Here is a 14,398-nt window from a genome sequence, read left to right on the forward strand (position 1 = left end):
TGTGGGCTGTGGCTCACAGTAATACGAGTATGCTTTGCCGGCAACCGGCTTCCTACCGACGCCGGCGAGACGTCGGAGCCGCTGGCGGAATCAGCGCGCAAAACAGCGCTTCGAACACGAGCGTTGGATTGCCGTTGCCAAGCAGGCGCCGGCGCGCAGTAGCGATCTCTTCCAGCCGATTCACCGCATCCTGACGGTTTAATCGCACTGACAGTTCAGTAATCGCCGTTCGGTTTTCCAAGTTGATCAACCCCACTGACGACTCGGCATTGTTCTGCAGCACGGCCACGTCGCGGTACACGCTCGCAATCGAGTTCAACGCGCGATCGAGCACATCACGACTACGACGAGTCGCTTGGCGCTTAATCTCATCCTTTTTCGCGATAGCGTTATACGCACCGCGCAACTTCGGCGGAATGCGATCCTTCTCACCAAGCCCATTAATCCGCCGGAATTCCGCCTCTGCAGCAGCCGCTTGACGAGCCACATCCGCTTCAGCTTGCTCTTTTGCACTGTCGATCAAATCGCCAGCCAACAGCACCGCATTCGAAGCGCGCTGCAACCCCAGTACGCCCACGATCAGCTCATCGCGGTCGGACATGACGCGCTCATCTTTTGCATAGAGTTTCGCAATGCCGATATGTCCCTCGGCAAGGCGAGCCGCGCGCACAGCTACTTTTGGCTCGACACCAACGCTGTGTTCCAACCACGCCGCCACAGACTTGACCGGCGGCACTGCAAGATTGACGATACGCGTGCGCGACCGGATGGTCGGCAACACGTCCTGCGCACTCGGCGCACACAGCAGCCAAATCGTGTGCTCGGCCGGCTCTTCGATTTCTTTGAGCAAGACGTTCGTAGTGCGTTCAAGCATGCGGTCAACGTCTTCGATGATGATGATTCTCCACGGCGCAGTGCTGGGCATTTGCTCGGAAACACCGATGAGTTCACGCACTTCGTCAATGCCGATAGTGACTTTGTTGGTCGCGAGAATGCTCACATCGGGGTGTGTGCCGGCGAGAATCTGCTCAGTAACGCGCGTGGGCTCATCTGACATGCCGTGATCGGGGCTTTCTAGCGCTGCAGCGAACGCGCGCGCAACATGAGAGCGACCCGAGCCGGGAGGCCCGCAAATCAGCCACGACTGGGCGATAGACTTCGGATCTCCCAAGGCGATGGCTTGCAGCTGTGAAACAACGGCTTGTTGACCGATAATCGAATCCCAAACGCTCATCGAGTGCCGCCTTGTGCGGTCAGCGTATCAATATCGCTTCGAATCGCCGACCATACGGCTTCAATCGGCTGGCTAGCGTCGATCACGCGGAAACGATCGGGTTCCGCCGCAGCTAAATCGAGGAAAGCTTGCCGCGTACGATTCTGAAAATCGATGCCAGCAGCTTCCATACGATCTTCATCATGCTGCAACCGCGCGTGCGATTGGGCCGGGTCCATATCCAGCAAATACGTGCGAACAGGCAGCAGCCCACCGGTCGCCCACATGCTCAAGTTGCGAATCTCATCCGCAGTCAGCTCGCGGCCACCAGCCTGATAAGCAAGCGACGAATCCAAATACCGGTCGGTAATCACTACTTCATCGCGATCTAACGCCGGTCGAATCATCTCAGCAACATGTTGGGCGCGATCGGCTGCAAAAATCAGTGCTTCCGCGCGCGGGGCAATATCTGCTGCACCATCAGTGACATTGTGCAACAGCAATTGCCGTAGCGCGGTGCCGAGCGCAGTGCCACCTGGCTCGCGGGTCACCAACACCGAGCGCCCACGCGACTCCAAGTATTCGCGCAACCGCTCGACCTGCGTGGTTTTGCCCACGCCGTCAACGCCTTCAAACGAGATAAACAGACCGGTCATGCTTTCGACTGTACAGCCAGGAGGCGAGTTCAGTGACGATTCGGAATCACCGCAGGGCGCTGATAGCCTTCGTTTTCCGTAAGCCAGTCTACGTCCTTTTTCACTGTGGCAGGCGTTGAGCCCAGCTGATCAGCAATACGCTGGTTCGACCAACCCTGATCAGCGAGCTTCTTCACCTCAGCACGGCGTTCCGCACGCTTTGCTTCCTGCGCGTTCGGCTTTTTCGCAGCAGTTTTGCCTGCAGCACCCTTAGCACTCTTGCTCGCAGCACCGGCACGGCCTTTACGGCGGCCGCGCGTCGACGGGCCAGCAGCACGCTTCTCCGCCAGCAGTCGGAACGCTTCAGCCGGCTCGATCGATTCCGGCGTGTACTGCTTCGGCAGCGTACGGTTCGTCTCACCATCGGTGATATACGCGCCGTAGAAGCCATCCTTAATAGTCACCGGCTTGCCACTGGTCGGGTCCGGGCCGAGCTCACGCAGCGGCGGCTTAGCAGTGCCACGGCCGCGCCCACGCCCATACTTCGGCTGTGCGAACAGCTCCTTGGCCTTGTCAAGATCGACGGTGAAAATCTCATCTTCTGAAGCCAGCGAGCGCGTTTCCGACTTGCCGTCAGCACCAGTCTTGGTCAGGTACGGGCCGTAGCGACCATTGTTCGCTTCGACCTTTGCTTCACTGATTTCGCCAGTTTCCGCGTTGGTTTCCTCATACGTGCCAACGAGTCGCGGCAAGCTCAGCAAGCGTAGCGCATCCTGCAACGTAAGCGATTCGGGGCTCATCGTCTTAAACAGCGATGCCATCTTCGGGCGCGCTGCCGTGTTCGTTTTTGCCGCGCGCGCAGACTTCTTTGCGCTTGCACCCTCAGCAGTCACAGCCGCCGAAGCATCTGCAGCTTGCGGCGGAACCAGTGCTACATACGGGCCAAATCGACCATTGCGCACTTCAACCGTGCCGCCGGTCGCCGGGTCCACGCCCAGCTCGCGCGGGCCACCCGCATTATGCTCAATCAGCTCATGGCCAGCCTCAACGGTCAGCTCATCGGGCGCCATCGTATCCGGCAACGAAGCACGCTTCGGATTGCCTTCGGCATCCAAGTGCTCCATGTCCTCAAGGTAAGGGCCGTAGCGGCCGACGCGCACGTGCAGGCCGTCGCCAATATCGATCGTGTTAATCGCACGCGCGTCGATTTCGCCCAGTTGTGCAACCTGCTGCTGCAAGCCAGCGTGTGCTTCATCGGCGGATTGCGCCGCGCCCTCGCCAGAACCGAAGTAGAAGCGAGTGAGCCAATCGCGGCCAGTTTCACGACCGTGCGCAATCTGGTCCAGACCGTTCTCCATATCAGCCGTGAACTGATAGTCCACATACTTGGGGAACTTGGTTTCCAGCAGTTTGATAACCGAAAATGCAAGCCATGAAGGAATCAGCGCGCGGCCGCGCTCGTACACGTAACCGCGGTCAATAATCGTGGAAATAATGCTCGCGTACGTAGACGGGCGGCCAATTTCCTTGGCTTCCAACGTTTTGACCAGCGAGGCTTCCGTATAGCGTGCCGGCGGCTGCGTTTCGTGACCGTCAGCCTCAACCTCAGAAGCAGCAAGATGATCGCCAGTTTGCATCGGCGGCAGAGAGCCGTTTTCGTCAGCGTTACGCGCGGACTTGCCGGTCTCGTCGTCTTTGCCAGCGCTTTTCGCACTGGTTTTCGCATCATCCGTAGCCGAAGCGGCTGCAGTCGCCGCGCGGCGTCCCTCACCCGTCGCCTTCATAAAGCCGGGGAATTCGATCACCGTGCCGGATGCCTGGAATACTGCTTCGCCCTCATCGCCAGCCGGCGCAGAAAGTCGAACAGTAGCAGTTGAACCGGTGGCATCAGCCATCTGCGAGGCGAGCGTGCGCTGCCAAATCAGCGTGTAGAGTCGCAGCTGATCCGGCGGCACTTTGCCTGCCAACTCTTGCGGATCGTGGAAATGCGAGCCTGCTGGGCGAATACATTCGTGCGCTTCCTGCGCGCCCGCTGTTTTCGTAGCGTACTGCTTCGGCGCATCGGAGAGGAACGCCTTGCCGAAATGATATTCGACAGCGTTGCGCGCGGCCGCGATCGCCTCTTGGGAAAGCGTTACCGAATCGGTACGCATATACGTGATGAAACCGTTCTCGTACAGGCCTTGCGCAGCGCGCATTGTTTGACGCGAGCTCATCGAGAGTCGATTACCGGCGGTCTGCTGCAACGTCGATGTGGTAAATGGCGGCAGCGGACGACGACGGTACGGCTTCGTTTCCATCGAAGCGACCGTGAACGTTGCGTTCGACAGTCGTTCAGCGATTGCGTTCGCGCGAGCCTCATCCAACTGGCAGACGCTGTCTTTGAAGCCTGCGGGCGTCAGTACACCATCAGGGCCGAAATCTTTAGAGGCAGCAAGACGGCGGCCGCCCAGCGAAATCATGCGCGATTCAAACGAGGTCGGCTGGCCTTCTGCGTCAGGCGCAGACAGTACGGCGGTCACATCCCAATACGGTGCGCGCACGAACGCCATACGCTCTCGTTCGCGCTCAACAATCAGGCGAGTCGCTACCGACTGCACGCGGCCTGCGGACAAGCCTGGGCCCACTTTGCGCCACAGCACGGGGGAAAGCTCATAACCGTACAGGCGGTCGAGAATACGGCGCGTTTCCTGCGCGTCGACCATGTCTTCGTCAACACTGCGCGTGTTGTTCAGCGACGCTTTGATCGCGTCCTTGGTGATCTCGTGGAACACCATGCGCTTTACTGGCACTTTCGGCTTCAGCGTCTGCACGAGATGCCACGCAATAGCTTCGCCTTCGCGATCCTCATCAGTTGCGAGGTAGAGTTCGTCGGAATCTTTCAGCGCCTTGCGCAGATCGGCGACGGTTTTCTTCTTATCGCCGTCGACGATGTAGTACGGCTTGAAGCCATCGTTCACATCCACGCCGAACTTGCCGAACTTGACTTTGTCGTCGGCGGGGATCTGACTGGGCTGTGCAAGATCGCGGATGTGGCCGACTGATGCCATCACGGTGTAGCCGTCGCCGAGATACCCACCAATCTTCTTCGCCTTGGTGGGAGACTCCACGATGACAAGCTTGTTGCCGGTGCCCATTGCCTCTCCTTACCTTCGTGCACTTACGTGCCCTGTGGCCTCATAATACTCATGCCACATGGTCAAAGCGCAAACAGGGCGAGGCTGCAAGCACGTTCGCGCGTGTGCATATCCGGTTTATCTCGACAGTTTGTGTGCATATCCGGTTCATGAAAAGCCGTAAAACGGGTCTGCGTGAACCGGATATGCACACTACGTTTTGCTCAGTTCGCCCTAGCGACGGGGAGGGGCAGGCGGCGCGCCTACCAATCCCAGTTTGGTGAGCGGAGATGCGGTGAGTTGGCGCATTGCCAATACAACGCCGAAGGTCAACATTGCCGTGCCCGCGATCAGGCAGAACGTTGATACGTGCGCGCCGCCGCTCGCCCAACGCGCGCTTAAGCTCAACCCTGGTTCGATTTGCCAGATGATGTACGCCGCGTACAGGTCACAGATAATGCCCGCAGTGATCATCACAGTGCCCACAATCTGGACACTTGCCGACGATGCGCGCTTCCCTGGCTCATCCATACCCGACGTGCGCGTACATGCAAGCGCCAGCAACGCGATCGCGCCCACCAGCAGGAAGCCCATCACCACATCCGACGGGCGATGCCATGCGCCGGCGATCACCGACAAGCCGATGATCATCGCATACGCTGCGGCAATAATCGCAGCCACAGCACGCCACGCGCGCGGCACAGCTGCCAGCAGCAGCACACCTGCCGCGGCAGCGAGCATCGTATGCCCTGAAGGCGCAGAATTCGCGCTCTGCGACTGCGTATTGATGATAAATGGGCGCGGCAAAACCTCTTTGAGAAAAGTCGCTGCAAAACACAGCACAGCAAACACTGCCGATTGGCCGATCAGCCACCAGCGTTTACGCACGATCATGACCACCACGGCGATAATCGCCAGCACAACAGAGCACACCACCGTGAGATTGACTGGTATGGCTAGCGCTGTGTGAATTGACTTCAAAAACGGCGTAACCGCAACCGAAGCCCAGCCCGGCAGGCTTGCTTTGAACCCGCTAAAAACCATGTCTTCGTAAGCTTGACCATCTTCAGTGCGCACACCGAGCCACCACGCGCCAAACGCGAGCGCTATCATCATCACCGCGAGAATTACGCACAGCACCCGGCTGGAGGTACGAGGGCGCACGGTGAGCGGGTCGAGGCGAGCCAAGCCGCGTTCAATGTCATCACTGGCGTCATCGTTGCTCAAACTATTCGCAGTTGCGCCGCGTAAACTACCCAGAGCGCGCAAACCGCGCGTGTCGTCAGCGTCGGAGACTGCTTCTAAGCCGCTGAACGTGTCGCCCAGCCGAGAGCCGCTAGCTGGGGGTACCACAGGCGCATTAATCGCATCCGCATCAGCAGAGCCGAAGGCAGTCCACTGACTTGCCGGCTGTGCGAGTACATTGGCCGGCGCTTGAGGGTCGCGCACTTCAGGTTCAGAGGAACGTGTTTCGTCAGTCATACTTCAAGACTGTAGGGCCTTGGGCAGATGAGACACGGCTGGAGTGAGCGAGAAAAGAAAAACCTTCACGCACCCGCCAGAGGCCACTTACCCTTGCTGCATTCCTGCCCTGGGGGAGTTGGGTGACATAGCGCCGCGTGAAGGCTTTGCCAGTATACACCACCCCCGGATATTTACGGAGACATCCGGATTCGATTGTTGTTGTGTGTGCTCAACTGTTGTTTTGTGTGCATATCCGGACCATTTATTTTCGGTGTGTGCATATCCGGTCTATGTAGACCCGTTTTGAGGCTTTCCATGGACCGGATATGCACACTCACGTTTAGATGAACCGGATAGGCACACATTCAAAGGGTCCTAATAAACCGGATAAGTACACTACGGTGGCAAGAAGTCGGTCGTACATCACCTACAGCGAACATTCAGGAAACCTGACTAAGTTACGGTAGCGTAAGTTAGTCGAACGAGGTGATAACGATGACCGCATCGACGATAGGCACATCGCGCAACATACACAGCAGCGCACAGCGGGGGCACAATCCTGCACAACAGTCCTCAAAGGCATCGAATCGCGCATTCATCAGTAAATCTGTCAATAAGCCCGCCGGCGAACACCGCACAAACAGCACAACCATGCACGCTGCTGCATCATCAACCTCAGCTCAATCAGCCCCGTCAGCAAGCTCGGCCCCGTCAGCAGCTCCGGCGGCCTCAACCGCGCTCGACGCTGCGCGCGCAACGTATCAAGCCGCTCATCAGCGCTATCTCAAAGCCAAAGCCGTATATAAGGCCCTTAAACGTCAAGTTATTCCAACCGACGCGTTCGGCAACCGCAAGCCGCGTTTGCGCGGATGGCAGCATCTCATCATGTTCCCGCTGTGCGTTGCCGCTTCAATCGTGCTGATTTGCATTGCGCCAAGCGGGCCAGTTAAAGCCGCCTGCGCGGTATATGGCGCTTCTGCGATGCTGTTGTTCGGCAATAGCGCACTGCTGCACGTCGTCCCGTGGACGAGCGCGAAGGCAACACGCGTGCTGTGCGGCATTGACTATTCCAATATTTTCTTGATTATCGCTGGCACTAATACGCCGGTGTTGTTTGCCCTGCCACCGGCAATTCGCTGGCCATATTTAACAGTGATCTGGATTGCAGCTGGCATTGGCACAATGCTGCATATTGTGTGGCTACGCGCGCCAAACTGGGTATTTACGATTGTGTATATCGTGCTTGGGCTCGCGCCGGTTACGCTCATTCCCGCATTGTGGACTGCGCCGGCAGCTGGCCCGGCAGTGACTGTGCTGATAGCCTGCGGCGGTGCGGCATATATTGCTGGAGCCGTGTGTTTTGCGATCAAAAAGCCAAATCCGATTCCGGGATGGTTTGAATATCACGAGGTATTCCATTTGGGCACGGTTGTTGGATATGTGTGCCATGTGGTGGCGATCTACCTTGTAGTGTGCGCGTTGTAGCGCGCCTTGTATTGCCGTGTGACGCGCCCGGTCACGCTCCCCATCACTCGCACGGCCACGCGCCCCGTCACATACGCGTCTTCATACTTGGGCACGGCTCTCGAGATATGCCTTTGCACGGCCGCAAGACCCATTTTGTGAACGGTCACACGCCACGATTGGCTCAATATCGCCACTACTCAGTTTCCCTCATCGAGCAAGTGACAGTAGCATGGTCAATGATGCCCATCGTCCAGCACGCGAGCACACTGCGGCTTACCACCGCCAATAGCCCTGCAAACCGGCACATGCAACCGGCCAGCGCAACGACACGGCAGAACAGACATATACGCAAGAACGGCACACGCAGCGCCCAATCGCGCGCGACACGCCGTTGACGATGACGATGCAACAGCGCATACCGGCGCATGCAACGCCTAACAAGCGCGGGCAGACCGCGTACGAAAGGAATCTAGCGATGGCTGATTATCCGGATTTGGTAGTGGTCGGAGCTGGCCTGTTCGGCCTGACGGTAGCCCAGCAGGCAGTAGAAAAAGCTGGCGTACGCGTACGCATTATCGACGTGCGCGATCATATCGGCGGCAACGCGTACAGCTACATGGATGAGGAAACCGGCGCAGAAATCCACAAGTACGGCGCTCACCTGTTCCACACGTCAAACCGCCGCGTGTGGGAGTATGTCAACCGTTTCACTAGTTTTACCAACTACGTGCACCGCGTGCATGCCACGCATGATGGCGTTGTGTACCCGCTGCCCATCAACCTGGGCACTATCAACCAGTTCTTCCACGCGGCACTTACGCCAGCCGAGGCCAAGGCGCTCATCGAACAGCAGGCAGGCGAGCTAGCTGGCACCGATCCGGAGAATCTCAACGACAAGGGCATTCAGCTGATCGGCCGCCCGCTCTACGAAGCGTTTATTAAGAACTACACCGGCAAGCAGTGGCAGACTGACCCGGCTGAGCTGCCGGCAGACATTATCAAGCGTCTGCCGGTGCGCTTCAACTACGACAACCGCTACTTCAAGGACACGTGGGAGGGCCTGCCGACCGACGGCTATACCGCGTGGTTTGAGCGCATGATCGACGACCCGCGCATCGAAGTTTCGCTGGGCGTTGATTTCTTTGACGAATCGCAGCCGTACAACAAGAAGGCGCTGACTGAGGCTGGCGTGCCTGTTGTGTATACCGGCGCTCCAGACCGCTATTTCGACTATGCGCTTGGCGATTTGCAGTGGCGCACGGTTGATTTCAAGGAGGTTCGTTACGCGGAAGATGATCATCTCGGCTGCCCGGTCATGAACTATTCGGATGCCGATGTGCCGTACACGCGCGCGATTGAATTCAAGAACTTCAACCCGGAGCGTCGTGAATCGCAGAACCACGAGAAAACAGTGGTGTGGCAAGAATACAGCCGTTTCGCCCGCCGCGGCGACGAACCGTACTATCCGGTGAACACGCCTGCTGATAAGGAGCTCTATCAGCGTTACGCGGATCTTGCAGCGTTGGAGAAGAACGTGGTGTTCGGCGGCCGACTCGGCACGTATCGTTACTACGACATGCATCAGGTTATTGACTCGGCGCTCGACGCGTACGAGCAGCGTATTGCGCCAATGTTGGCAGCAAACGCGCGCGACTAAAACAGCCGATACCGCTGATATAGCCCGGGGTGCGCGCACTCAACCGCGCACCCCCTTCTCAGGCTCCTGTTATACAGCCTCACATACCCCTTACAGACCTAGAGTTACGGTAGGATTATGGTTTCACATCGCAAGGCCAATTCCCGCACGAGCGGGCGCACGGCCGGCTCCCGCACAGCGAACGCGCCTGAAGGCGTGCATCGCGGAGGCGGCGCCCACCGCGCCCCCGGTTCGAAAGGGCCAAAGGCCAAAGGCCGTAAAAAGCATCTGTTACTCAAATGGATGTTGGGCATCATCGGCGTGATGCTCGCGGCTGGTATTGGCGTGTTCGCCTACCTGTACATTACGATCGAAATCCCTCAGCCGGAGAAGATCGCAATGGCGGAGAAAACTAGCGTCTACTACGCGGATGGCACTACGAAAATCGGCACGTTTGCCGAGCAGAATCGTGAAATCATCGACTGCTCTACGCTTCCTGACTATGTTGGTCAAGCCGTAGTCGCTTCTGAAAACCGCACGTTCTACAAGGACAGCGGCATTGATCTCAAGGGTATTGCTCGCGCGCTGGTTAACAACGTAACGAAGGGCACGCGTCAGGGTGGCTCTACGATTACGCAGCAGTATGCGGAACGCTATTATTTGGGCGAAACTACCACGTACGTGGGCAAGGCTAAAGAGGCAATTCTTGCGCTCAAAATTGCGCAAACGCAGGATAAAAGCACGGTGCTGTGTAACTATCTCAACACGATTTATCTGGGCCGCAGCGCGTATGGTATTCAAGCTGCCGCGCAAGCGTATTTTGGTAAATCCGCAAAGGATTTGACGATCTCTGAAGCGGCGATGCTCGCTGGCATTATCCCCTCCCCCAGCAACTGGGATCCTGCGGTGAATCAAGCGCAGGCGGAATCGCGTTTCAAGCGCGTGATTGGCATTATGCGCGAGGATGGCTATATCACTGCCAAGCAGAGCCAAGAAGCGGCAATGCCTACCACTATCGAAATGCAGCAGCAGAATATTTATCAGGGTCCGAACGGCTATCTGCTGCAAATGGTACGCAATGAGCTCATCAATTCGAAGGCGTTTACCGCGGACGATCTCGATACTGGCGGTTATTCGATTGTCACCACTATCGATAAAGCCAAGCAGGAGCTGATGTACGATACTGCGAGCACTACCAAGGGCAATACTGGCGTGCCCGATGGTGTGCAAACAGGCGGCTTGTCGGTAAACGTTAAGGACGGCTCGATTATTTCGCTGTACGCGGGCGAAGATTACCTCACGAAGCAGCTGAATAATGTCACCGATGCCACGTATGAAGTCGGTTCCACGATGAAACCGTTCACACTGCTGGCTACCGTGCAATCTGGCGTGAGCTTGGACACGCTGTTTAACGGCAATTCTCCGCGCGATTTTCCTGGGCTTTCGACGCCGATGACCAACTCGGGCGGTGTGAGCTACGGCAATATCGACTTGTATAAGGCGACTGCGAACTCCGTGAACACGGTGTACATGGATTTGCAGACGCATTTGGGCGCGGAAAAGATCATAAAAACTGCGCAAACGGCTGGTATTAAGGGCAAGATTACTGACGATGGTTATGTGACGCTTGGTAACTCTGGTTTGAGCATGCTTGATATGGCGCGTGGTATTTCTACGATCGCCAATCAGGGTAATAAGCCGACGTTGCATATCGTTGCCAGCGTGAAAAGCAGCAACAATCAGGAGCTGTATAAGACGCCATCTGATACTGAGCGCGTGTTTGACGCTAACGATACTGCGCTGGTCGTTAAGGCAATGGAAGGCACGATCCAGTACGGTACTGGTAAAGCTGCGGCAGGCATTGGCAAGACGATGGCAGGTAAGTCCGGTACTGCAAACGATAACAAGGCTGTGAGCTTCATTGGCTTTACGCCTTCTACGCTGACAATGTTTGCAATGTGGAATCCTGGCCCAAATGGCGAAGCGTTGGAAATGCCAACGATTAACGGCTATTACAAGGCAATGGGCTACCCGGCTGTACTGTTTACGCGCTATATGACTACGGCGTTGAACGGTGTGGCGGATGAGAAGTTCCCCACGGCAACCGATAATGGCAAGGTTGGCGGCACCGACGGCACGTGGGGCTTGGGCAAGTCGCAAAAGCATTTGGATAATGAGGCTGCTGCACAACAACAAGCTGAAGAGCAGGCGCAGCAAAATCAGCAGAACACGACGGATTGCGCTACAAACCCGTCGGCAAGCGGCTGCGCAGCGAGCGGCACCACCAGCACTAACGGGTCAACTGGTTCTAACAGCACGAGTGGTACCGGCAATAGTGCTGGCACCTCGTCAGGCACTGGCTCTGGCACGTCAAATGGCACGTCCGGCTCTGGCAGCGGCACCAGCAGTGGTTCTAGTGGCAATCACAGTTCTGGCGGCAATAACACTGGCACAATGGACACTCCGTCGAATGAGAGCACCAGTGGTGGTATCAGCGGCGAATCCAGCGAGCCAGGACTAACGGAATAGCAACGCAAACACAGTCACTGTTCAAGCATGCACACGCATGCCCTGCACATACAATTTTGGGGAGTCAGTCGTTGACTGGCTCCCCAAAATTGTTTCTTGCAGTAAGCGGCAATTAGCGTATCCGCTTACTGCAATTGAAGCGTCGCAGCAGTATTGCTCAGCGCTCAGAACGGTTGATAGCAGAGATGATCGCCTTCAGCGAGCTCGTGGTAATCGAGGAGTCGATGCCAACACCCCAGATGACCTGGCTATCAGCATCCTCGCCAACCTCGCACTCCACGTAGGAGGCAGCCATAGCGTCCGTGCCGGCGGTCATCGCGTGCTCGGCGTAATCCATCACCGACACGCTGATGCCCAGGTTCGACACAGCGTTGAGGAACGCGGCGATCGGGCCATTGCCGATACCGGAAACCTCACGCTTGGTCGGCTCCGCGCCCTCTTCAGTACCACGATCGAGCAGCGTAGCCTTGAGCACAGTATCGGAACCGTCCTCGCCAGAGGAGACAGCAACCTTGAGCAGCTTCAAGCGGCCCCACTGGTGCAGCGTCTCATCGCTGGTATCGCCCACGATCTTGCCGGCCGCAGTCACGCCACCGGATTCAACCGGCAGGTACTCGTCCTTGAACAGGCGCCAAATATCCTCGTCCTTGACTTCCTTCTTGGTGTCGTCCGCGTACTTCTGCACGATCTTGTCGAACTCCACCTGCAGGCGCTTCGGCAGGTCAAGGTTGTGGTTGGTCTTCAGCAGGTAGGCCATGCCACCCTTGCCGGACTGCGAGTTCACGCGAATAATCGCCTCGTACGTGCGGCCAATATCCTTCGGGTCGATCGGCAGGTACGGCACGAGCCACACGAAGCTGTCAAGGTCAGCGCCGGCACGATCAGCGGCCATCTGGCGGGCTTCGAGGCCCTTCTTGATAGCGTCCTGGTGGGAGCCAGAGAACGCGGTGAACACGAAGTTACCCGCGTAAGGGTGACGCTCAGAAATCTTGATTTGGTTGCAGTATTCCACCGTCTTGCGGATTTCCGGCACGTTCGAGTAGTCGATCTGCGGGTCAACGCCCTGCGTGAGCAGGTTCAGGCCGAGCGTGACGAGATCAACGTTACCGGTACGCTCGCCGTTACCGAGCAGGCAGCCTTCAACGCGGTCAGCGCCAGCGAGCACACCCAGCTCAGTGGCGGCCACGCCCATACCCTCATCGTTGTGCGGATGCAGGCTCAGCACGATCGAATCGCGATCGTTCAGGTTGTTGGAAACGTACTCAACCTCGTCGGCAAAGACGTTCGGCGTGGTCATTTCCACAGTCGCCGGCAGGTTGATGATCATCTTGTGATCCGGCGTCGGCTTGATAACGTCGATGACCGCGTTGCACACTTCGACCGCGTACTCCGGCTCAGTGCCAGTGAACGACTCCGGGCTGTACTCGTAGTACAGGTCAATGCCCTTGGCCTCAGATTCGAGGCTCTTGCACAGTTCAGCAGCGTCGGTAGCGAGCTGCTTGATCTCAGCCTTGTTCTTGCGGAATACGACCTCGCGCTGCAGCACGGACACGGAGTTGTAGAAGTGCACGACCGCGCGCTTGGCACCGCGCAGCGCCTCGTACGTGCGGCGAATCAGGTGCTCGCGGCACTGCGTGAGCACAACGATGGTCACATCGTCCGGGATCAGCTCGCGCTCGATAAGCATACGAATGAAATCAAAGTCCGTTTCAGACGCGGACGGGAAGCCAACCTCAATCTCCTTGAAGCCCATGGAGACGAGCAGGTTCCAGAAGCGCAGCTTGCGCTCGGAATCCATCGGGTTAACCAGCGCCTGGTTGCCGTCGCGCAAATCAACCGAGCACCAGCGCGGGGCGCGCTCAAGGCGCTTGCCTGGCCACGTGCGCTGCGGGTAGTCGAACGGCACCTGCTTATCGTAAGCGGCGTACTTGTTGTACGGCATCTTGCTGGGCTTTTGCGGGTCGCCAATGAATCGTGCCGGAGGCAGCAGCGGGTCGTTATTCCCCCCATTGGACGCCGCAGCTACAGCCGCGAGATCAAACACTGATGATTGATCCTGACCCATCACTCCTCCTTTTCTTGAAAATACGCCGGTGGTTCAGCCGGCCTTGGATTGTTTACGTGCATGTTACATGTACAAACTTTCATCATACCGGTCTTGGCTTAGGAAATCGCCGCGCTTCCGGCATCTGATGTCAAGCAGTGGTGCGCAGTATGCGCACACAACTTCGCTTCACCATCTTCCACCGTATTTCTTCCGCACGCGACAGAAAATCAGCGCGCAATGCCATCGCATGCGAACGCCGTCCCGCACGCGATGGAATGGAACCGATCACAT

8 protein-coding genes and 1 other RNA gene are annotated in these 14,398 nt (G+C 57.5%); 3 read left to right on the plus strand and 6 right to left on the minus strand.

The features are described 5' to 3' along the window. Positions 1-52: 52 nt before the first annotated feature. From D2E25_RS04765 to ffs, 5 genes are all read right to left on the minus strand, one after another. Positions 53-1,234 carry a DNA polymerase III subunit delta' gene (locus tag D2E25_RS04765; RefSeq protein WP_125980313.1) on the minus strand — a complete coding sequence of 394 codons (1,182 nt, stop codon included), beginning with the start codon at positions 1,232-1,234 and terminating at the stop codon, positions 53-55. Further along, a complete protein-coding gene (gene tmk / locus D2E25_RS04770; RefSeq protein WP_125980315.1) occupies positions 1,231-1,869 on the minus strand; it encodes a dTMP kinase in 639 nt (212 codons plus the stop codon). Before tmk ends, D2E25_RS04765 begins: the two co-directional genes overlap by 4 nt. 29 nt (positions 1,870-1,898) lie before the next feature. Beyond that, on the minus strand, positions 1,899-4,985 hold the full coding sequence (gene topA, locus D2E25_RS04775) for a type I DNA topoisomerase (protein ID WP_125980317.1): 3,087 nt from the start codon (positions 4,983-4,985) through the stop codon (positions 1,899-1,901). 213 nt (positions 4,986-5,198) lie between these two features. Then, positions 5,199-6,446, minus strand: a complete 1,248-nt coding sequence (locus D2E25_RS04780; RefSeq protein WP_125980319.1) for a phosphatase PAP2 family protein — start codon at positions 6,444-6,446, stop codon at positions 5,199-5,201. A 53-nt stretch (positions 6,447-6,499) separates the two neighbouring features. Beyond that, an RNA gene (gene ffs, locus D2E25_RS04785) (signal recognition particle sRNA small type) lies at positions 6,500-6,596 on the minus strand. A 483-nt stretch (positions 6,597-7,079) separates the two neighbouring features. Here ffs and trhA point away from each other — a divergent pair. The 3 genes from trhA to D2E25_RS04800 all read left to right on the plus strand — a co-directional run bounded on the left by trhA (position 7,080) and on the right by D2E25_RS04800 (position 12,060). Then, complete coding sequence (trhA, locus tag D2E25_RS04790; RefSeq protein ID WP_125980321.1) at positions 7,080-7,913, plus strand: PAQR family membrane homeostasis protein TrhA; 834 nt, start codon at positions 7,080-7,082, stop codon at positions 7,911-7,913. A gap of 457 nt (positions 7,914-8,370) precedes the next feature. Then, positions 8,371-9,552 (plus strand): UDP-galactopyranose mutase, encoded by a 1,182-nt coding sequence (gene glf / locus D2E25_RS04795; RefSeq protein WP_125980324.1) that lies wholly within the window; start codon positions 8,371-8,373, stop codon positions 9,550-9,552. Positions 9,553-9,669: 117 nt separating this feature from the next. Next, positions 9,670-12,060, plus strand: coding sequence for a transglycosylase domain-containing protein (locus D2E25_RS04800; RefSeq protein WP_125980326.1), 2,391 nt, complete (start codon positions 9,670-9,672; stop codon positions 12,058-12,060). Between the two features lie 157 nt (positions 12,061-12,217). Here D2E25_RS04800 and leuA read toward each other — a convergent pair whose 3' ends face one another. Further along, the gene (gene leuA, locus D2E25_RS04805) at positions 12,218-14,125 is read right to left on the minus strand and encodes a 2-isopropylmalate synthase (protein WP_125980328.1); all 1,908 of its coding nucleotides are present in this window, start codon (positions 14,123-14,125) and stop codon (positions 12,218-12,220) included. Between the last annotated feature and the right edge of the window lie 273 nt (positions 14,126-14,398).

Origin of the sequence: Bifidobacterium goeldii, assembly GCF_003951095.1 — a bacterium.
GTDB classification, from domain to species: Bacteria; Actinomycetota; Actinomycetes; order Actinomycetales; family Bifidobacteriaceae; genus Bifidobacterium; species Bifidobacterium goeldii.